Origin of the sequence: Streptomyces sp. NBC_01450, from assembly GCF_036227505.1 — a bacterium.
GTDB lineage: Bacteria > Actinomycetota > Actinomycetes > Streptomycetales > Streptomycetaceae > Streptomyces.
In genome coordinates this window covers 41,803-63,398 of the sequence record NZ_CP109480.1, presented here as the reverse complement: position 1 = coordinate 63,398, position 21,596 = coordinate 41,803, and the positions used below count along the sequence as shown (strand labels likewise).

Annotated in this window: 9 protein-coding genes; 3 read left to right on the top strand and 6 right to left on the bottom strand. The window is 74.1% G+C overall.

All coding sequences use genetic code 11. The annotated features are described in order from the left end of the window. Positions 1–24: 24 nt before the first annotated feature. On the bottom strand, positions 25–237 hold the full coding sequence (locus OG568_RS00260; RefSeq protein ID WP_329529739.1) for an MbtH family protein: 213 nt from the start codon (positions 235–237) through the stop codon (positions 25–27). A 965-nt stretch (positions 238–1,202) separates the two neighbouring features. Between OG568_RS00260 and OG568_RS00255 the strand changes: the two genes are divergently transcribed. Continuing rightward, positions 1,203–2,255, top strand: a complete 1,053-nt coding sequence (locus OG568_RS00255; RefSeq protein ID WP_329529738.1) for a helix-turn-helix transcriptional regulator — start codon at positions 1,203–1,205, stop codon at positions 2,253–2,255. A gap of 55 nt (positions 2,256–2,310) precedes the next feature. On the opposite strand, the gene OG568_RS00250 is transcribed toward OG568_RS00255, so the two are convergent. After that, the gene (locus tag OG568_RS00250; RefSeq protein WP_329529737.1) at positions 2,311–2,844 is read right to left on the bottom strand and encodes a hypothetical protein; all 534 of its coding nucleotides are present in this window, start codon (positions 2,842–2,844) and stop codon (positions 2,311–2,313) included. A gap of 1,099 nt (positions 2,845–3,943) precedes the next feature. Between OG568_RS00250 and OG568_RS00245 the strand changes: the two genes are divergently transcribed. Both OG568_RS00245 and OG568_RS00240 read left to right on the top strand, forming a co-directional pair. After that, complete coding sequence (locus OG568_RS00245) at positions 3,944–9,088, top strand: non-ribosomal peptide synthetase (RefSeq protein WP_329529736.1); 5,145 nt, start codon at positions 3,944–3,946, stop codon at positions 9,086–9,088. Next, positions 9,085–16,347, top strand: a complete 7,263-nt coding sequence (locus OG568_RS00240) for a non-ribosomal peptide synthetase (RefSeq protein ID WP_329529735.1) — start codon at positions 9,085–9,087, stop codon at positions 16,345–16,347. The genes OG568_RS00245 and OG568_RS00240 overlap by 4 nt, the downstream gene beginning before the upstream one ends. Positions 16,348–17,019: 672 nt before the next feature. Here the strand turns inward: OG568_RS00240 and larC are convergent. Genes larC through OG568_RS00220 form a run of 4 tightly spaced genes read right to left on the bottom strand, consistent with a single transcriptional unit; the run spans position 17,020 to position 21,592 of the window. Next, positions 17,020–18,312, bottom strand: coding sequence for a nickel pincer cofactor biosynthesis protein LarC (gene larC, locus OG568_RS00235; protein ID WP_329529734.1), 1,293 nt, complete (start codon positions 18,310–18,312; stop codon positions 17,020–17,022). Next, on the bottom strand, positions 18,313–19,113 hold the full coding sequence (gene larB / locus OG568_RS00230; RefSeq protein ID WP_329529733.1) for a nickel pincer cofactor biosynthesis protein LarB: 801 nt from the start codon (positions 19,111–19,113) through the stop codon (positions 18,313–18,315). It abuts the gene before it with no gap. Beyond that, positions 19,103–20,050 (bottom strand): ATP-dependent sacrificial sulfur transferase LarE, encoded by a 948-nt coding sequence (larE, locus tag OG568_RS00225; RefSeq protein ID WP_329529732.1) that lies wholly within the window; start codon positions 20,048–20,050, stop codon positions 19,103–19,105. The genes larB and larE overlap by 11 nt, the downstream gene beginning before the upstream one ends. 6 nt (positions 20,051–20,056) lie before the next feature. Further along, the gene (locus tag OG568_RS00220) at positions 20,057–21,592 is read right to left on the bottom strand and encodes an isochorismate synthase (RefSeq protein ID WP_329529731.1); all 1,536 of its coding nucleotides are present in this window, start codon (positions 21,590–21,592) and stop codon (positions 20,057–20,059) included. Between the last annotated feature and the right edge of the window lie 4 nt (positions 21,593–21,596).

Sequence of the window (21,596 nt, the reverse complement as noted above, 5' to 3'; positions counted from 1 at the left end):
CACGGCCGGAAAGGTGGGCGGAGTTCAGTCCCGCGCCATCTGGTCGGCGAGGCTGCGGGGCCGCATGTCCGTCCAGTTCGCCTCGACGAACGCGATGCTGTCCGCTCGGCTGTTCAGGTCTTGGGCGACCGTCCAGCCGGCCGGGACGTCTGCGAAGGCGGGCCACAGCGAGTACTGGTGCTCGTCGTTCATCAGCACCCGATACTGCGCCTCGGGATTGTCGAAAGGATTGGTCACGACTGACCTCCTGTCAGTAGTGGGACGGTGGAGTCGGCATGCGCGCACGGACGACGCGGCCGGCGGCGGGAACGAGCGGAATTCCGGGCCGGTCAGCCGCCCCAGGACGTGTCCCCGCCGACGGACACCGGGCCGCTAGGAAAATTCGCGCCACGGCCCCGGGAGGGCAGTGCAGAAACTCGTGTGATCTCGCGGACACCGGAGGTGGAGAAAGGCATGGGGGACTCCCGATCTCGGGCAAGGTGGAATGTCGATGTGACGCCGCGGGGGAATGTTGCGCTCGGCCGGCGCTTTTCCTGCCGCATTCAGGCTGCCAGCCCGGCCGGGCGCGGTTCCAGCCCCCGGGCCCTTCACCAAGGTGCCGATCGAGCGGGTGTCCTGTCCTGCCCGGCCGCAGCGCCCCCGGGGCAAGCAGCCGAACTGCCTGCGGCGAACGCCCGATACGCCGGGGCGGCCGATGCGTCCAGGTTGAGCGGCCGGCCCGGCGGCGTTGAGCAGCCGTGACCGCAGGCGCGCTGTGCAGCCGTGCCCCACCCGCGCGTGCGCCGGGGCGTGTTTCGAAAGTGGCGTCGTCCGCCCGGAGGGCGGGGCCCGCGGCGTCTGGTGCCGGGGGTACCTCCCACGCCTTTCGGGCAGTGGGGGAGCATCGCAGGCGGAGGGTCGTCCGCGTGCTGGGCGTACGCGGACGATCCCGACAACGCGGCGAGGCGCCGTGCCAGGCGCCGCGGGCCGGACGGGACTTTCGCAACACGCCCCAGGTCCGCCCGGACGCAGGACCGCGCCGGGGCCCATGGGCCGGAGGGCCTGCTTTCCCGAGCCTTTCGTGCACATCGCTTCGGGGCGGATGTTCCGCCTGGCTACCTTTTCCGTGACCCCGTACGGCACCCGGACAGCGGCTGCGACCCGGGATCACCCGCGTGGTGAGGGTCTTCACCCTGCCAGGACCACAAGGCACGGAGGCTGGCATGCAGTTCGGCGGCACCCACGACGTACACGACCTGCCGCCTCGGTTCGACCTGCCCACATGGCTGGCCGACGACGAGGTCGCGCTCTACGGATGGGCGGCGGTCCACGAACAGTTCGACATGCGCGCCGCGGCGCGGGACCTGGGTATGGACCCGGAGCGCCTCGACGGCTCCCTGGCCGCCCTGACCGAGCGGGGACTGCTGCACGTCCTGCCCGGCGACCCGCCGCGGCTGCAGGTGGTGGACCCCGACCTGGCCGCCGAGGTCGTGATCACGCCGTTCGAGGAGACGATCAAGCGGCACCAGGCGGGTCTGCGCGTCCTGCGCGACCACGTCGCCGGGCTGCGGCAGCACTACGTGGAGGGCATGCGCGGCAGGACCCCGGGGGCCGAGCTCATTCCCCGGCTCGACGAGGTGCGCGTCGCGCTCAACCGGGCCTCGGCGCGCTGCCGTTCGGAGATCATGACGAGCCAGCCCGGCGGCAACCGCGACCCCGAGGCACTCAAGGACGCCCTTACCCGTGACACGGAGGCGCTGGCCCGCGGTGTGCGGATGCGCACGCTCTACCACCACACCGCCCGGTTCAACGCGCCGAGCCAGTCCTACGTCGCCCAGGCGTCGGCACTCGGTGCCGAGTACCGGACGGCGCACGAACTCTTCGGCCGGCTCATCGTCTTCGACCGCGAGGTGGCGTTCATCCCGGACACCTCTGGCGCCTGGGGCGCCGTCGTCATCCGGGAGCCGAACATCGTGCACTTCCTGTGCGAGGTGTTCGAGCAGGTCTGGACCCTGGCCCAGCCGTTCTCCAACGCGGCGGCCGACGGACTGGAGATGATCTCCCGCGAGATCGACGGGAAGATCGTCAAGATGCTCGCCGCGGGGCTCAAGGATGAGACGATCGCGCGGCGGCTGGGCATCTCGCTGCGCACGGCGCGCCGGCACATCGCCGACATCATGCAGTCCCTCGGGGCCGGCAGTCGCTTCCAGGCGGGCGTGCTGATGGCCTCGAGCGGTCTGCTGGCCGATGACGGTGGCCCGGTCCTGACGGACTGACCGTGCCACCGTGCCTTCCTGACCGGCCGGACCGACCGTCCCCGTCCGCCCCGGGTCACGCCCCCAGTTGGAACTGGACGAGTGTGCAGTGGCTGTGCACCTCGGCGAGCGCGTAGCTTCCGCGTCGCGCGACATACAGCGCCTCTCCCGCGCGGAGCCGTACCCGGACGCGGGGCCCGGCCGGCCCGCTGTCCCCGCCGGGCCCCGGCCCCGCTCCTGCTACCCGACACTCGCAGGACCCCGCGAGCTGGAGCAGGACGGCGTCGTGCTCCAGCGTGTGCGGCGCGGTCCGCTGGCCCGCCCCCAGGCTCCAGTACCGAGCGTGCACCGGCCGGCGTACGAATCCGCTGAGGTGGTCCGCCATCTCCCGCATGGGCGGCTCCGCGGCGCGCAGGGCCGGCGGCGCCGCGCGCCCGTCCAGCGCCCGTCCAGCGTCCGGATCCGGTGAGCGGCTGTCGCACGCACCCACGACGGTGGCGGCGCCGGCCGGCCAGACCATCGCCGGCCCGCGGCCCCGGTACGTCGTGACGCACAGTGCGATGTCGCGGAAGAACCGGTCGGCGTCCGGATGCGGATACTGGATGTTCACATCGATGCCCTTCGTAGTCGGTCACGGCCCGGCACCGACCGCCGCCTGTGTATGTGCGGCGTCGGGACCGGCCGGCGCAGTGCCGGCGGCGTGCGTGGGGAAGCCGCCTGTCGGCCACGCCCCGCACCGGGCGGTCCGGATCCGCGGCTGCCCGTCCGTAGGACGGGTTCCGCGGCAGTCGGCCACGGGGAACGTGCCGGATTGCGGAATGCAACCGCCGGACGCCCGAGTGGCGAGAGGCCCCGCATTCATGATCGCCTCCTGAGGAGCCGTCGGGCCCTGCGGCGTACCCGCGTTGCGCGCAACGGTCCCGGCACGTCGCACCGCGGCCGCGGTGGTCACGTGTTCCAGGCTGGCAGCGGGCTCACCGCACCTCAACCCCTGGCCCCCCTCATCAACCGGCCTCTCCCCGCCGCGCCTTGCCGTCTCGCGCGAGCGCCGGAGTGCGTCCGCGGCAGGCCGACACGGCGCGATGTCCCTTTACGGACATGGCCGGTTGCAGAGCGCGGCGGACATGTCATACCGAAATGCCGCAAGTTCGGTACTGGGCAGCCCCACGCGCGGGGTGTTGTCGCAGCCGAGTTGCCTGGTGAGACGCGGTCCTGCGGCCACGCGTCACCGGCGGCGGGCCGCCCGGCGAGCGGGGCTATGAATGCCCGTGGACGGCGTGGCAGCATCCAAGCCGTCACGGGACGGGTCGGTGCCCCGGGGAGCGGACCGGCCACCGAACGGTCCCGTGCCTCATGGGCGGAAGCTCACCCGCTTGTCCCGTGGCACGCCCGGGACATCGGTGATCACAGGCCCGCAGACGCAGTCGACGCACCGCCGATCCGCATGCCCTGAATCCGCGTTCCCCGCATACGCACACCCCCACACAAACATGTCCCACAGTCCCGCATGTTCCGGCACACCCATCGGCGGACGCCCCGCCGGCACACACCCACCAGCGCGCCCCCGCCGGCGCACACGCGAGCGGCCGAGCCACCGTCCGGACGGCCGACACCGCAGCGCCGTGCGAGGAAGGGCCGCCCCACCCTTGCCCGTCCAACCCCTTCACACCTGACCCCTCACCACTCGCCCTGTCACGAGGAGGCACCACGTGAGTGACCCGTCCTGCCACGCCGCACCCCCGCCGCTGGACCCAGCCCCTGTGTCCCGGCCCCCGCGCCTGGCTGCGCACGGCGTTCCCGCCGCGGACGCGTGGAACGACACCTCTCGCGGGATCGCTCCGGCGACCGTCTCCGAGCTCTTCGCACGGCAGGTGGCCCGCGCACCCGACGCGATCGCCGTGACCTACGGGGACACGGCATTGACGTACGCGGAGCTCGACGCGCGCGCGGACCGGCTGGCGCGGGTGCTGGCCGACCGCGGGGTGGGGCCGGAGTCGTTCGTCGCAGTGGCCATGGACCGGTCCGTGGAACTCGTGGTCACCCTGCTCGGGATCGTGAAGGCCGGCGGCGCCTATGTGCCGGTCGACCCCGGGTACCCGGCCGAGCGGATCACCGCGATGATCGGCGACTGCGACCCGGCGCTCGTGCTGTGCACGCCCCCGCACGCACGGCCCGGCGAACTCCTGGCCGACAAGGCACTCGTGGTCGACGACGCGCTGATCGAGGCCGGTGGGGCCCTGCCGGCCGTCGGGGCGGCCGTGCGTCCGGACCACCCGGTCTACGCGGTCTACACCTCAGGGTCGACGGGGGCGCCGAAAGCTGTGGTCGTGCCCCACTCCGCGGTGGACCGGCTGGTGCACGAGGCTTCGTACGCGCCTGTCTTCGGTGACGACGTCGTGGCCCTGCTGGCGTCCGTGTCGTTCGACGCGGCGACGTTCGAGCTGTGGGGCGCCCTGCTCAACGGAGCCACGCTGGCGATCGCGCCGCCCGGCCCGCTGTCCGTGTCCGCTCTCGGTGCGTTCCTGCGCGCGCGCCGGGTGAGCGTGCTGTGGCTGACCGCGGGGCTGTTCCACCAGGTCGTCGACGCCGATGTCGAGGTGCTCTCCGGGGTGCGGTGCCTGCTGGCCGGCGGTGACGTGCTGTCGCCCGCGCGCTGCCGGAGCGTGCTCGACCGGCTCCCCGGCACCCGGCTGGTCAACGGCTACGGCCCGACCGAGAACACCACGTTCACCACCACCCACGAGGTGACCGGGACCAGGGCTGGGGCGAGCGTCCCGATCGGCCGACCCATCGCCGACACTCGCGTCCACGTCCTGGACGCGCGGTTGCGGCCGGTGCCCGTCGGGGCCACGGGCGAGCTCTACGCGTCCGGCGCCGGCCTGGCCCGCGGCTACCTCGGCCGGCCCGGACTGACCAGTGAGCGCTTCGTCGCCAGCCCCTTCGGTACGGGGGAGCGGATGTACCGCACCGGCGACCTGGTCCGCCAGACCGCCGACGGCGTCCTGGAGTTTGTCGGGCGCGCCGACGCCCAGGTCAAGCTCCGCGGCTTCCGCATCGAACCCGGCGAGATCGAGGCGGCCCTGCTGTCCCACCGCGACGTGGCCCAGACGGCGGTCGTGGTCCGGGAGGACTTCCCCGGCCGTCAGCACCTGGTCGCCTACGTTGTGCCCGAGAGTGTCGATACCACCGCACTGCGCCCGTACCTGCGCGAGCGGCTGCCCGCGTACATGGTCCCGGCAGCCGCAGTGGCCCTGGATGCCCTGCCGCTCACCGCCAACGGCAAGCTCGACCGCAGGGCGCTGCCGCTCCCGCGGTACGGCTCGGTAGCCGGTGGCGGCCCCCGGACCGTGCGGGAGGAGATCGTGTGCACCGCCTTCGCCGAGGTCCTGGGCGTGCCCGAGGTCGGCGTCGAGGAGAGTTTCTTCGATCTGGGCGGGACCTCGCTGTCCGCGATCGCGCTCATGGAGCGCCTGCGGTCCCGGGGCGCGGCGGTCGACATCGGGACGCTGTTCGCCGAGCCGACCGTGGCCGGGCTCGCGGCCTCGGCGGCCCCCACTGAGGTCGACGTGCCGCCGTGCCGTGTTCCGCCGTCGCCCGGCCGCATCACCGCCGAGATGGTGCCCTTCGCCGGCCTGTCCACCGAGCAGCTGGACGCGGTGGTCGCGCGGGTCGAGGGGGGCGCGGCGAACGTCGCCGACGTCTACCCGCTGGCGCCCCTGCAGGAGGGCCTGCTCTACCACCACCAGCTCATGGCCGACCAGGGCAGTGACACCTACGTCGTACGGGAGTTGTTCCGCTTCGGCTCGCGCCGCGCGCTCGACGCCTTCCTCGCCGCGTGGCAGCAGGTCGTCGGCCGGCACGAGATCCTGCGGACGTCCCTGGCGTGGGAGGGGCTGCCGCATCCGGTGCAGGTGGTGCACCGTCGGGCGACGATGCCCGTCGTCGAGGTGGCCTCCGACGGCGGCGACGTGGTGCGGCGGCTGCTGTCCGTCAGCGACGGGCTGATGGACCTGCGCCGGGCCCCGCTGATGGACGCCTTCGCGACATCGGACCGCGAGGGCTGGGTGCTGGCTCTGCGGCTGCACCATGTCACCCAGGACCACACCACCTTGGAGGTGATCCTGGACGAGGTGGCCGCGATCATGCGGGGGGACGGGGCAGACCTGCCGATACCGCTGCCCTACCGCGCCTATGTGGCGCAGGCGCTGCTCGCCGTGCCGGCCGAAGAGCACCACGCGTACTTCGCGGGGCTGCTCGGCGACGTCACCGAGCCGACCGTGCCGTTCGGCGTGCCGGGCGTCCGCGGCGACGGCCGGGACGTCGTCGAGCGCACGCAGGCGCTGGACGCCGCTCTCGCCGCCCAGGTGCGGGTCCAGGCGCGGCGGTTCGGGGTGAGCCCCGCCACGCTCTTCCACGTCGTGTGGTCACGCGTGCTTGCCGGGATCTGCGGCCGAGACGACGTGGTCTTCGGCACCGTGCTGTTCGGCCGCATGCAGGGTGGCGCGGGAGCCGACCGTGTACCGGGCCTGTTCATCAACACCCTCCCGGTGCGGGCGCGGGCACGCGAGGGGGGCGTGTCGGACGCCGTGCGCGCCATGCATGCCCAGCTGGCCGCGCTTCTGGTCCACGAGCACGCGTCGCCGGCCGCGGCCCAGCGTGCCTCGGGGGTCCGTGCGCCCGCGCCGCTGTTCACCTCCCTGTTCAACTACCGTCACGAGTCAGGGACTTCGGGTGCCTCGCCGGCCGGGTTCGAGCGCCTGCTCGAGAGCGAGCGGACGAACTACCCGCTGACCGTGTCCGTGGACGACGACGGCACCGGCTTCGCCTTCGTGACGCAGGCCGCCGAAGAGATCGACCTCGAAGCGGTCGGGCGACTCCTGGCGGCGGCGACCGAGAACGTGGTGGCCGCCCTGGCCCAGGAGAGCGCCGGCCCGCGCGCACAACTGCCGGGGGCCGGGGGCCCGGACGGAAACGGCGAACCGGACGGGCTGTCGGAGGAGGATCTGCACCGGGTCCTGGTGGAGTGGAACGACACCGCGGTGCCGCCGCCCGCCGCTTCGCTGCCGGAGCTGTTCGCTGCCCGGGTCAGAGAGGCGCCGGACTCCCCCGCGGTGGTTCTCGGGAACCACGAGGTGTCCTACGCGGAACTCGACCGCCGGGCGAACCGGCTGGCGCTGCAGCTGGTCGAACTGGGGGTACGCCCCGGCGCACCGGTCGCGCTGTTCCTGGAGCGCTCGGTGGACCTGGTCGTGGCGACTCTGGCCGTGTCGAAGGCGGGCGGGGCGTATGTGCCGCTGCACGCGGGCCATCCCGCGGACCGCCTCTCCTGGGTGATGGCCGACTGCGGGGCGCGGGTGCTCGTGATCGACCCGGCCATGGCGCGGCGGGAGTTCGACCACGACGCGCACGTCGTGGTCCTGGACGGCGCAGCCGGTGCCGGTGGGCGGGAGGACGCACCGGCCGTCCGGGTGCTGCCCGGGGAACTCGCCTACATCATGTACACCTCGGGCTCGACCGGGCAGCCGAAGGGCGTGGCGGTCACCCACCGGGACGTGGTCGCGCTGGCCACCGACCGGCGCTGGGAGGGCGGCAACCACCGGCGGGTGCTGATGCACGCCCCGCACGCGTTCGACTCCTCGACGTACGAGATCTGGCAGCCGCTGCTGAACGGCGGCACCGTCGTGGTGCTGCCGCCGGGGGAGTTCGACCCTGCGGCCCTGCGTCGCGCGGTCGTGGACGGCGGCGTGACGGGGATCCTGCTGACCGCCGGGGTGTTCAACCGCCTGGCGGAGGACGGCAGCGACCTGTTCGGGCAGGTGCGGGAGGTCCTGACCGGCGGCGACGTGGTGTCGGCCGCCGCGGTGCGCCGCGTCCGCGCGGAGTATCCGGGCACGGTGCTCGTCGACGTCTACGGGCCGACCGAGACCACGCTGTTCGCGACGTCCTACCGGGTGGGGCCCGACAGTCGCCTCGACGAGGGCGTCCCCATCGGCCGGCCGCTGGACGGCATGCGGGTGTATGTCCTCGACGACGGCTTGCGACCCGTCGCGCCCGGCACGACCGGAGAGCTCTACATCGCCGGCGTGGGTCTCGCGCGGGGCTACCTCGACCGGCCGGGGCTGACCGCCGAACGCTTCACGGCATGCCCCTTCGGTCCGCCGGGCGAACGGATGTACCGGACGGGCGACCTCGTGCGATGGCGAGCGGACGGGCAGCTGATCTTCGCTGGGCGCGCGGACGACCAGGTGAAGGTGCGCGGCTTCAGGATCGAGCCGGCCGAGATCGAGGCGGTCCTCGCGCGGCGGCCCGAGGTGCGCCGCGCCGCCGTCGTCGTCCGCGAGGACAGGCCCGGGGACAAGCGGCTGGTGGGCTACGTGGTGCCCGCCGCGGGGGCGAGCGCGGTGCCGGCCGAGCTGCGCGCCGCGGTCGCGAAGGTCCTCCCCGACTACATGGTCCCGGCCACCGTCATGGTGGTGGACGGGTTCCCGCTGACCCCCAACGGCAAGCTCGACCGTAACGCGCTACCCGCGCCGGCGTACGCGAGCGGCGCGAAGGGCCGCGGGCCCGCCGACCGCCGCGAGGAACTCCTGTGCGCGGTGTTCGCCGAGGTCCTCGGGGTGGCCTCGGTGGGTGTCGAGGACAGCTTCTTCGACATGGGCGGGCACTCGCTGCTGGCCGCCCGGCTCATCAACCGGATCCGCTCGGCGTTCGACGCGGAGCTGGCCATCGGCGCGTTCTTCGAGGCGCCGACCGTCGCGGGCGTCGCCGCCCGGCTGGCCGCGGCACCCGCGTCCGCCACCGCCGGACGCCGTCCCGCGCTCCGCCCCATGGCACAACTGAAGGAGTCATCGTGATCGCACCGTCATTCGCACAGAGCCGCCTGTGGTTCCTCAACCAGGTCGAGGGCGGCGCCACGTACAACCTGCCGGTGGCCGTACGGCTGACGGGCCCGCTGAGCGCGGACGCCCTCGAGGCCGCGCTGGGCGATGTCGCCGACCGGCACCACAGCCTGCGCACCCGGTTCCCCGAGCGGGACGGTGGCCCCGTGCAGGAGATCGTCGCCGGTCCGCGTGGCCGGCCGGTCCTGCGCAGGGCCCGCACGACGCAGGACGGGCTGGCGCTCGCGCAGGAGGAGTTCGCCCGGGCCGGCTTCGACCTGTCGACGGACCTGCCGCTGCGGGCCCTGCTGCTGGAACTCGCGCCGCACGACCACGTGCTGGTCCTGGTGGTGCACCACATCGCCTGTGACGGCTGGTCGTTGAAGCCGCTGTGGCACGACCTGTCCGTCGCGTACGCCGCGCGCAGTGCCGGCCGGGAGCCGCAGTGGGAGCCGCTGCCGGTGCAGTACACCGACTACACGCTCTGGCAGCGGGAACTGCTTGGCGCGGCGGACGACCCGGGCAGTCTCCAGTACCGGCAACTCGCCTACTGGCGGGAGGTGCTGGCAGGGGCGCCCGAGGAGCTGGCGCTTCCCGCGGACCGACCGCGCCCTGCGGTGGCCGGCCACGCGGGCGGGCGGGCGGCGCTGACGATCCCCGCGGAGCTGCACGGCCGGCTGGCGCGGATGGCCCGCGCGCACGACGTGACGTTGTTCATGGTGCTTCAGGCGGCGGTGGCGGCCCTGCTGTCCCGGATGGGGGCGGGCACGGACATCCCCATCGGCACCCCGGTGGCAGGACGCACCGACGAGGCGCTCGACGACCTGGTCGGCTTCTTCGTCAACACCCTGGTCATTCGCACCGACCTGTCGGGTTCCCCCACCTTCGGTGAGCTCCTCGCCCGTGTGCGGGAGCGCAGCCTGGGCGCCCTGGACCACCAGGACGTGCCCTTCCAGCGGCTGGTCGAGGAGCTGTCCCCGGCCCGTTCGATGGCCCGGCACCCGCTGACGCAGGTGCTGGTGGCCCTGCAGAACAACCAGGTGGCGGCCCCGGACCTGCCGGGGGTTCAGGCCCGGCCCTACCTGGTCGGGCAGCCCGTGGCAAAGACCGACCTGACCTTCGACTTCGGCGAGCGGGCGGATGGCCAGGGCCGTCCGGCCGGGATCGACGGCGTCCTGTTCTACGCCACCGACCTGTTCGATCCGGGCACGGCCGAGTCCCTGGTGACGCGGCTGGTGCGGCTGCTGGCGTCGGTGGCGGCCGACCCGGGCCTACGGGTCAGCTCCATCGACCTGCTGTCGGACGAGGAGTGGCGGGATGTCCTGGCGCCGTGCAGCGACACGGACAGCGCGGTGATGCCGGGCCGCACGCTGCCCGAGCGGTTCGAGGCGCAGGCCGCCGGAAGCCCGCACGCACCGGCGGTCGTGGACGCCGACGGTACGCGGATCACCTACGGTGAGCTGAACTCCCGCGCCAACCGCCTGGCCCGGATGCTTGTTGCCTGCGGCGCCGGCCCCGAGACCCGGGTCGCCGTCTCGCTGCCCCGGTCCGCGGAGCTGGCGGTGGCGCTGCTGGCCGTGCTCAAGAGCGGTGCGGCGTACGTGCCCCTGGACCCGGACTATCCGGCCGACCGGGTGGCGTACATGCTGCGGGACGCGGACCCGGCGGTGGTGGTGGCGTCGGGCGATACGGCAGCGACCGGCCGGGGACGGCCGACGCTGCTGCTCGACGACGTGCGGACCGCCGCCCGCCTGGCGCTGCTGCCGGACGGCGATCTGACCGACCAGGAGCGGACGTCGGCCCTGTTGCCGTCGCACCCGGCCTACGCGATCTACACCTCGGGATCGACCGGCCGCCCCAAGGGTGTGCTGGTGCCGCACGCGAGTGTGCTCCGGCTGTTCACGGCGACGGACGGCTGGTTCGGTCCCGGCCCGGACGACGTGTGGACGTGGTTCCACTCGTTCGCCTTCGACTTCTCGGTGTGGGAGATGTGGGGTGCTCTGCTCCACGGCGGGCGCCTGGTCGTGGTACCGGTGGACGTCGCGCGCGCACCGGCCGAGTTTCTCGCGCTGCTGGCCCGTGAGCAGGTGACGGTGCTGAACCAGACGCCGTCGGCGTTCTACCAGCTGGCCCAGGCCGACGCGCAGGATCCACGGTCGAGCGCCGCGCTGGCCCTGCGCAGCGTGGTGTTCGGCGGGGAAGCTCTGGACCTCACCCGCCTTGCGGACTGGCACGAGCGCCACGGCGACCGGACGCCGCAGCTGGTGAACATGTACGGCATCACCGAAACCACCGTGCACGTCAGCTACAAGGCGCTGAGCGCCCTGCCTGCGGGCAGCGGCCCGGTGCCCGGCGCGATCGGCCGTAGCATCCCGGACCTGAAGGTCCACGTGCTGGACGACGCCCTGCTGCCCTGTCCTCCCGGCGTGCCCGGGGAGATGTACGTGTCCGGAGCCGGTCTGGCGCGCGGGTATCTGGGACGCCCGGATCTGACCGCGGGCCGGTTCGTCGCCGATCCCTACGGCCCGCCCGGGCGGCGGATGTACCGCAGCGGCGACCTGGCGCGTTGGAACGCCCGCGGGGAGCTGGAGTACCTGGGGCGCGGCGACGACCAGGTCAAGATCCGCGGCTTCCGGATCGAGCTCGGCGAGGTTGAGTCGGTGATCGCCGGGCACCCCGCGGTGGCCGCGGGCGCCGTCCTGGTCCGCGAGGACCGGCCCGGCGACAAGCGTCTGGTCGCCTACCTCACCGCCACCGCCACCGCCACCGACGCTCAGTCGCCAGCCGACCGCGGCCGGATGGCGGCCGAGGTGCGGGCCCACTGCGCCGCGCTGCTGCCGGACTACATGGTTCCCGCGGCGTTCGTGGTGGTCGACGCGTTCCCGCTGACCGTGAACGGCAAGCTGGACCGGCGGGCGCTGCCCGCGCCGGACGTGTCGGCGCGGGCAGCCTCGCGGGCCCCGCGCACGGCCGAGGAGGAGGTCATGTGCGGCTTGTTCGCCGAGGTCCTGGGCGTGGCCGGCGTCGGCGTCGACGACCACTTCTTCGAACTCGGCGGCCATTCCCTGCTGGCCGTCCGGCTCATCAGCCGTATCCGCGCCACGCTCGGCGTCGACGTCGAGGTCCGTACGTTCTTCGAGGCGCCCACTCCGGCCATGCTCCTGGCCCGCGTGGCGGCCGCGGCCGCGGGCGGCCCGGCGCGTTCGCGCCCGGCGCGCGGGCCCAGGCCGCCGATCGTGCCGCTGTCATCGGCGCAGCGGCGCCTGTGGTTCATGGCCCAGCTGGAGGGGCCCAGCCCCACGTACAACATGCCGGTCGCGTACCGGCTGACGGGCGACCTGGACACCGCGGCGCTGCGGGAGGCGCTGGCCGACGTGGTCGGCCGGCACGAGAGCCTGCGCACGGTCTTCCTCGAGGCGGCGGGCGAACCCCACCAGCTCGTGCTGCCACCCGAGCAGGCCCGCCCCGGACTGCCGGTACGCGACGTGGCCGCCGACGCGGTGGACGCCGCCGTCGCACAGGCCTCCGCCCGCAGCTTCGACATCGCCACCGAACCCCCGCTGCACTGCGAACTGCTGGCTCTCTCTGCCACCGACCACGTCCTGGTCCTGGTCCTGCACCACATCGCCGGCGACGGCTGGTCCATGCTGCCGCTGCTGCGCGACCTCGCGGACGCCTACACCGCCCGCCGCACGGGCGAGCAGCCCCGATGGACCGAATTGCCACTGCAGTACGCCGACTACGCGCTGTGGCAGCAGGAGTTCCTCGACACGCTGGACGACGCGGGAAGCCCGGGCGGCGGTCCGGTCGACTACTGGCGCCGGCACTTGGCAGGGCTCCCGGACGACCTTCCGCTGCCCACCGACCGGCCGCGACCGGCGCTGCCGTCCTACGCCGGGGCGAGCGCCCCGGTGGAGATCGGCCCGGAGCTGCACGACCGGCTGGTCCGGCTCGCCCGCTCGCACCGGGTGAGTCTTTTCATGGTGGTGCAGGCGGCGTTCGGTGTCCTGCTTTCCCGGCTGGGCGCGGGCACCGACATCCCTATCGGCACCCCTGTGGCCGGCCGGCGGGACGACTCCCTCCACGACATCGTCGGGATGTTCGTCAATATGCTCGTGCTGCGCACCGACCTGTCCGGGGACCCCCGGTTCTGCGACCTGCTCGGCCGCGTCCGGGAGACGGACCTGGCCGCCTACGACCATCAGGACGTGCCGTTCGAGCGGCTGGTGGAGCTGCTCAACCCCGGCCGCTCCGCGTCGAGGCACCCGCTCTTCCAGGTGATGTGCGCCCTGGACAACACGGCCGCTGCCGAGTTGCGGCTGCCCGGGCTGGCGGTGCAGGAGCGGCCGGGCACCCGCGCGGCGGCCCGGTTCGACCTGTCGCTCAGCCTGACCGAGCACACCGCCCCCGACGGCGGCGCGGGCGGGGTGTGGGGGGTCCTGCAGTACGCCACCGACTTGTTCGACACCGGTACGGCCGAGGCGATGGCGGCCCGGCTGGTGCGGGTGCTGGAGGCGGCCGCCGCGGATCCCGACGCCCGGATCGGCTCCCTCGACATCCTGTCCGCGCAGGAGCGCGACACCCTCCTGGTGGGCTGGAACGACACGCGCGCCGACGTGCCGGTGCGCACCCTGCCCGACCTGTTCCAGGATCAGGTGCGGGCGGACCCGGACGCCGTCGCGGTCGTCTGCGAGGGCTCCCGGCTCACCTACGGGCAGCTGGACGCGCGGGCCAACCGGCTCGCCCGGCTGCTGGCGACCCGCGGGGCCGGACCCGAGCAGATCGTCGCCCTGGCGCTGCCGCGCTCCGTCGAGTCCATCGTGGCCCTGCTGGCCGTGGCCAAGTCCGGCGCCGCCTACCTGCCGCTGGACACCGACTACCCGGCTGAGCGCATCGCGTTCATGCTCGCCGACGCCCGGCCGCTGCTGGCGGTGACCACCACCGCGACGGGAGACCGGCTGCCCTGCGTCACCGCGCTGCCGCACCTCCTGCTCGACGATCCAGCGACGATCGAAGCCCTCGACGCCGCCTCGCCGCAGGAGGTGACGGACGCCGAACGCCGCTGCCCCCTCCTGCCGGCCCATCCCGCCTACGTCATCTACACCTCCGGGTCCACCGGGCGCCCCAAGGGCGTCCAGGTCACCCACCGCGGCATCGCCGGCTTCGCGACCACCCAGCGGGAACTGCTGGGTATCGGGCCGCGCAGCCGCGTCCTGCACTTCGCCTCGCTCAGCTTCGACGCGGCGACCGCGGAGATCTGCCGCGCCCTGCTGTCCGGTGCGGCACTCGTGGTGAGCCGGCGCACCGTGTTCGGGCCGCACGGGCTGGCCGAGACCGCCCGCGGGGAGGCGGTCACCCACGCTTTCCTGCAGCCGACGCTGCTCGCGGCGGGGGCCGACCTGTGCCTCGACGGTGTCGAGACCCTGACTGTCGGCGGCGAGGCGTGCCCGCCCTCCCTGGTCGGGCCCTGGGCGCCGGGTCGCCGGATGCTGGTCTTCTACGGTCCCACCGAGGCGACCGTCCTCGCCACGCATCACCTGATCCGCCCCGAGGACGCCGCGCACCCGTCCGCTGCCCTTCCCATCGGCAGGCCGCTGGCCAACACGCGGGCCTACGTGCTCGACGCGCTGTTGCAGCCGGTGCCCGCCGGAGTGACCGGTGAGCTGTACCTCGCGGGCACCGGTCTCGCCCGCGGCTACCTCGACCGCCCGCAGACGACGGCGGAGCGGTTCGTCGCCTGCCCCTACGGGGCCCCGGGCGAACGGATGTACCGCACGGGGGACCTGGCCCGGTGGAGCGCGGACGGGGAGCTGCACTTCGTCGGCCGCACCGACGACCAGGTCAAGCTCCGGGGCTTCCGGATCGAGCTGGGCGAGATCGAGTCCGCGCTCGCCCGCCACGACGGCGTCGCGCAGGCCGTCGTGATCGTCCGCGAGGATCGGCCCGGCGACCGGCGCCTGGTCGCCTACGTGCTCCCGGAGCCCGGCGCGGTCCTCGACCCGGCGGGATTGCGGGCCTTCGCCGCGCGGACGCTGCCCGAGTACATGGTCCCCTCGGTCGTCGTGCCGATGGCGGCCATGCCCACGACGGCGAACGGCAAGCTGGACCGGCGGGCGCTGCCCGCGCCGGACGTGTCGGCGCGGGCAGCCTCGCGGGCCCCGCGCACGGCCGAGGAGGAGGCCATGTGCGGCTTGTTCGCCGAGGTCCTGGGCGTGGCCGGCGTCGGCGTCGACGACCACTTCTTCGAACTCGGCGGGCACTCGCTGCTCGCGACCCGCCTCATCGGCCGTATCCGCACCGCCTTCGGCACCGAGACGGACGTCCGCGCCATCTTCGAAGCACCCACCGTCGCCATGCTCACAGCCCGCATGGGCGCCGCGCCCGCCTCGTCTTCCGCTTCGTCCGCGCTGGAGGCCGTGCTGCCGATCAGGGACCGGGGGGTGGGTGAGCCGCTGTTCTGCCTCCCGCCGGCCGGCGGACTCAGCTGGGCCTACGCCCGGCTTCTGCGCCACCTCCCGCCCGAGCAGCGCCTCTACGGCCTCCAGGCCAGGGGTGTGGCCGGGAACGAGCCGGCCCCGGAGACGGTCGAGGAGATCGCGACGGACTACGCGCGCTGGATCCGCCGGATCCAGCCGCACGGCCCTTACCGGCTGCTCGGCTGGTCCTTCGGCGGCGTCAATGCCCACGCCGTCGCCGTCCGGCTCCAGCGGGAGGGCGAGCGGGTCGAGTCGCTCGCCCTCCTGGATGCGTACCCGCACAGCGCAGACGGCGAGGCGGACGACACCGCCCTGCTCGCCGACCTCGCCCGCTCCCTCGGGGTCCCGCCGTCGTCGGCCGGCACCGGCGACCTGTCGCCCGGGTGGATCCTGGGCCGGCTGCGCGCCGGTGACCATCCGCTGCGGGACGTCTCGGAGCAGACCCTGAACGCCATGCTCCACGACTACCGGATCGCGCGCGATGCGCGGCGCACCCACGTGCCCGGGGTGTTCCGAGGGGACGTCCTCGCGTTCACCGCGGCGGCGAGCACCCCGCTGTCGGTCACGGCCACCGGCACATGGTCGCGTTACGTGGACGGGCGGATCACCGAACACCGCGTCGAGTGCCGGCACGAGGACATGCTGCAACCCGCGCACATCGGCGTCGTCGCGGCTGCGGTGGCCGATGGGCTGCGGTCCGGTGGCCGCGCCCGCGAGCGCGCGGAGGCCGAACTTGCGGCAGCGGGCGGCCGGGTGTGATGCCGGCGGCCTGATCGCGGAGGGGGTGGGGTCCCGGCCGGCCGGGACCCCACCCCCTTTGGCATGGTCCTCGTCGGGGTGTGCTCAGGTAGCAGATCCGACAAGCCGGCGTTCGCCACGGGCCAAGACCCTCAGCCGACAGCCGACAGCCGACAGCCGACAGCCGACAGCCGACAGCCGACAGCCGATAGCCGTCCGCGGGTCGCGGCAGCCGGCCTGGGGAGCGGGTGGGCCGGAGCCGACGACCGGCCGGCGCGGTCGCCGGCTCCGGCTCGGGTGGGGCTCCGGCACCGCGTCTTCGACGCATGGGCTGTCGCAGGGCGGCTCGTTGCCTTGCCCCGGCCCGTCCCCGGGCTACGCGGCCGCCCCGCCCGGTCCCAGCCCACGCGGCCACGCCCCCTTGGGCCCGCCCGGTCCGGGCCCGCGGCCCTGGCCGTCCTCGCGACAGCACGCGACGGAAGCCCTGGCCGCCCGTGCCACCGCGCTCCGTCGGTAACCGGCCCCACGACGGCGCTCAGCCTCGCACCCCCGCGACGCCCAAGGGGTCGCGGGGGTGCGAGGCGACAGCGGGAGCCGGCGCGGGGTTTGCCGCCGTCGGGGCAGCGGTCGGGCGGGGGGCACAGGTTCGGCCTCGGCGGGCTGCCGCCGGGGCCGGGCGTTCTGCCCGCGGGGTCAGCTCCCCCCTCCGCCGCCCTCGCCGTCGGGCGGGAGCGGGGTCGCGGTGCTCCACGACGAGGCGCTCGGCGCGAGTTCCTGAGCCTTTGCCGACGCCCGGGCGAGGGCGGTCTTGAGGGGGATGCCGAGCGCGGACGCGGCGGCGGCGACGTCCTCGTACTCAGGTTGTCGGTTGACAAGGCGGTGGCGGTGGCTGGCGAACTTGATCCGGACCGGGTGCCCGTCCAGCGACACGGTGGCGAAGTGCCGCGCCAACTCGTGCTTCCCGACCGGGTACTCGCGCAGGCCCAGGGTCGAGGTCTCGGTCAGCACGACATCGCGGAGCGCGGCCAGCCGGGACGGCGGGCACAGGACCGACAAGGTGTGGGCGGGGCGCCCCTTCTTCATCACGATCGGGGTGAGCCAGGCATCGGCGGCGCCCGACTCCAGCAGCCGGGACAGGACGTACGGCCAGACGCGGGGGTCGAGGTCGTCGATGTTGGCGTCGACGACCACCGCCTCCGTGAGCCGGGGCTCACCGCCCCCGCCGTCCTCGCCGTCCTCGACCTCGCCGCCTGCTGCTGTGACGGAACGGCCCAAAACGACCCGGACGACGTTGGGCGTCCGCGGCAGGTCGCGGGTGCCGGCGCCGGTTCCGGTGGCCCGTACCCGCAGCAGCGGCAAACCGCCCCACGAGCCGCACAGGGTCAGCAGCAGGGCAGCCCCCGTCGGCGTGCACATCTCGAAGGGCTGGTCACCGGAGCGGACCGGGGCCCCGTGGTCGGCGGCGAGGCGCAGCACGGCGGGGACGGGCACGGGGATTGATCCGTGCGCGCTGTCGACCCGGCCGTGGCCCAGGACCAGGGGGGTCGAGGTCGCCTCGGTGATCCCTAGTTCGTGGTGCGCGGCGCAGACGGCCGTCACGTCGGCTATCGCGTCGAGCGCGCCCACCTCATGGAAGTGCACGTCGTCGACGGGGACGCCGTGGACGGCCGCCTCGGCGCGGGCCAGCCGCGAGAACACCGACAGCGCGGTGTCGCGGACGGGCGCGGGGAGGGACGCCCTGGCGAGCAGGGCGCGTACGGCGTGCCAGGTGCGGTGCGGGGGGCTCGGCTCGGTGTCAACGTGCGCCTTGGTCGCGGCGAGCCCGCCGCGTACCACGCGCTCGGTGCGGAGGCGGATCGCTCCGGGCACGACCGCGTCGACCGCCCGCTGCAGGGTCTCCACCGAGGCCCCGGCGTCGAGCAGCGCGCCCATGAGCATGTCTCCGCTGGCCCCTGACGAGCAGTCGAACCACGCTGAGGCGGCCATCTAGGTCACCTCCTGGTGCGGCGCCCCCGCGGCGCGGCGGGCGATCCGGGCAGCGGCGACGGCCGCCCCGAATCCGTTGTCGATGTTGCAGACGGTGATGCCGGGCGCGCAGGAGTTCAGCATCCCCATCATGGCGGTCAGACCGCCGAGTGAACTGCCGTAGCCGACGCTCGTCGGAACCGCGATGAGGGGGACCCCGACCAGGCCGCCGACCACGCTGGGCAGCGCGCCTTCCATGCCGGCCACCACGATGAGGCAGTCGGTGTCGTGCAGTTCGCCGAGGACCGCCAGGAGCCGGTGCAGGCCGGCCACGCCCACGTCGCGGATGCGGCGCACCGCGCAGCCGTACTCCGCCGCGACGAAGGCCGCCTCGGCTGCCACCGGCTCGTCGGAGGTGCCGGCGGAGAGCACGGTGACCGTGCCGCGGTGCGTGGGGCGTTCGCCGAGCGCGGCGCAGCGGGCGACCGCGTCCACCCGGGCGTCCGGCAGGGCCGCTTCGACGGCTGCCAGCGTCTCGTCGGACAGCCGCGTGGCCAGCGCCGGCCGCGAGCCCGGCTGCTCGCGCAGCGCCAGCAGCAGGGCGACGGTCTGCTGCGGGGTCTTCCCCGCGGCGTAGACGACTTCGGGGTCGCCGGTCCGCAAGGCCCGGTGGGTGTCCAGCCGTGCGAAGCCGAGGTCCCTGACGCCGCCGCGCCCCGCGCCCGACAGCGGTCCGTCCCGCAGGGCGCGCAACGCGTCCTCGACCGTGCCCGCTCCCGACGCGACGCGTTCCAGGAGTGTGCGCACCTCGTCAACGTCCATTCCCGTCCTCCCGGGGTCGTCCGACGGCCATGGTGTTGAGGGATCCCGAGCGGAATCCGAGGGGATCGACCTCGACCTGCCCGAACCCGGCCGCGCGCACGGCGTCCAGGGCCGGGTCGCAGCCCAGCACCGCCGGGACCGCGGGCCGGTCGACCTGGATCAGGGCACGGTCCCCGAGATCGCGGACGCGCAGATCACCGGAGGTGATCCCGGCGTTCCGCAGCGCGTTCCGCAGCGCCTCCTCGGCCTGCTCGACGCGGGACAGCCGTTCCCGGGTGATGGTCAGCCCGTACGCGATGCGGCTGGACAGGCACGGGGAAGCCGGTTTGCTCCAAGTGGCCAGTCCCCACCGGCTGCTCGCGGCCCGCACCTGGGCCTTCGTCAGGCCCGCGTCGGCCAGCGGGGTCAGGGCGCCCTGTGCGGCCGCGGCCTTGATGCCGGGGCGGAACGGGTCGAGGAGATCGTCGGCGTTGGTGCCCGTGGCGATCTGGCCGATCCCCTCTCCCGTTGCGAACGTCCGCAGCCGGTCGAGGAGTTCGGTCTTGCAGAACCAGCACCGGGACCGTGCGTTGCGCCGGTATCCGGTGCGTTCCAGTTCATGGGTGGTCACGAAGGCGTGGCGGACCCCGAGGTCCTGGGCGATCGCGCGGACCGCGCCGCGCTCGCGCTCCGACAGGCTGGCGGAGTCGCCGGTCGCGGCGAGGACGCGGCCGGGGCCGAGGGCGCGCGCGGCCGCGGCCACGACCAGCGTCGAGTCGGCGCCTCCGGAGAAGGCCACCAGCAGCGAGTCGAGGCCGGCCAGGCGCGCGTGCAGGTCATCCAGGCGCGAGGCGAGTTCGGCGTCCTCGGCAGCAAGGGCGGGGCGGGGCGCCGCAGCCAAGGCGGTGAGAGCCGCCGGATCGGCGGTCGGAAGGGTCGAAGGCAGGGGCGTGGGCATCACAGGTCACCCAATTCCGAGGGCGTGGAGCATAGGGCGCAGCTTCGCGCAGGTCTCGACGTACTCGTCCTCGGGGTCCGAGCCGGTGACGATGCCGCAGCCGGCGTAGAGCGAGGCGGTGTTGGAGTCGACCAGGCCGCTGCGGATCGCGACCGCGAACTCGCCCTGGCCCGCAGTGTCGGCCCAGCCGACCGGGGCGGCGTACCAGCCGCGGTCGATCCCTTCGTTGTCGGCCAGCCAGTCGAGGGACTGGGCCCGGGGGTGGCCGCCGAGCGCCGGGGTGGGGTGGAGGCGCTCGACGAGGTCCAGGATTCCGGCGGAGGTGTCGGCGAGTCGCCCCTCGACGGCTGTCGACAGGTGCTGCACGTGGGGGAGTTTGACCACCCGGGGTGCCTCCTCGTCCAGGTGCGTGCAGGTGGCGCGCAGGGCGTCCCGCAGGGCGCGTACCACCACGTCGTGCTCGTGCCTGGTCTTGGCGCTGTCGGTGAGTTCCCGCGCCAGGGCCGCGTCCTGCTCGGGGGTGGCTCCCCGGGGCGCGGTGCCGGCGAGTCCGAGGGTGTGTACGGCACGGCCGGTGAGCCGTACGAGATACTCCGGGGTCGCTCCGAGGAAGGTCTGGGTGCCGCGGCCCACGGCGAACACCGTGGCGTGCGGGTGCGTCCGCTCCAGCCGCCGAAGCGCCGCCGGGAGGTCGAACGGCGCACCGGCGGTCACCCGCACCTCACGGGCGAGCACGACCTTCTCGAAGCCGCCGGCGCCAATGCGGCCGACAGCGCGCCGGACCAGGTGCTTCCAGTCCTCGGCCGATGGAATTTCGGTCAGGGCCGCGGCTGCGCCGCTTGGTTCGCCGGACGCAGAGGTGGCGGGCGGCGCCGCGGCAAGACACCGTGCCGCCAGGCGGATCAGGGACCGGGCAACGTGGCGGGGGTTGTCCCCGGGGTGGATGACGGCGTTCAGGCGGACCTCCGCCGTGCCGGCGGCGGTGGCGCCGCGTATCTGGAGTGCCGGCACCCACATCAGCCCGTCGGGCCAGGCGGAGCCCTTCGGTGTCCTGGCGGGGGCGAAGGAGAAGCCGCCCACCAGCACGGGGCCGATCCCGGTGGGTCCTTCGCCGGGACGTCCGCCGAGCACCGCGCCCGAACTCAGCCGCTGCCAGGACTCCCGGGTGACCGCAACACGGCTGTCACCGTGGGCGGTCACGTCGTGGGCGGTACCGAAGGCGACGAGGAAGCCGCCGTCCCATGCCGACTGCCAGAGCAGGGAGCGTTCCGTCTGCGTACGGCCGTGGCTCCACAGGTCGATGGGGCGCGGTTGCGGTGACCGGGTGGCACAACTGGCGAGCACGGGGCGCGCCTCCCGGCGGGCGGCGGCGGCGGCCCGTCGGCACACGTCGAGGAGGTCTTCGTGGAAGGAGCGGCCGAGCGGGCCCGGAGCGGTGTCCCCGGGGAGCGCGGGCGCGGCGGCCGGACCGCAGGCTGTCCCTGGGCGGGACAGGTGCCGGCCGGGCAGCGGACGGGGGGGCAGGTGGGTATCGACGGACATCGTT

Coding starts and splice junctions, on each gene's coding strand:
- larE (WP_329529732.1), bottom strand. CDS start 20,050: ATGCCCACGCCCCTGCCTTCGACCCTTCCGACCGCCGATCCGGCGGCT.
- larB (WP_329529733.1), bottom strand. CDS start 19,113: ATGGACGTTGACGAGGTGCGCACACTCCTGGAACGCGTCGCGTCGGGA.
- OG568_RS00255 (WP_329529738.1), top strand. CDS start 1,203: ATGCAGTTCGGCGGCACCCACGACGTACACGACCTGCCGCCTCGGTTC.
- larC (WP_329529734.1), bottom strand. CDS start 18,312: ATGGCCGCCTCAGCGTGGTTCGACTGCTCGTCAGGGGCCAGCGGAGAC.
- OG568_RS00220 (WP_329529731.1), bottom strand. CDS start 21,592: ATGTCCGTCGATACCCACCTGCCCCCCCGTCCGCTGCCCGGCCGGCAC.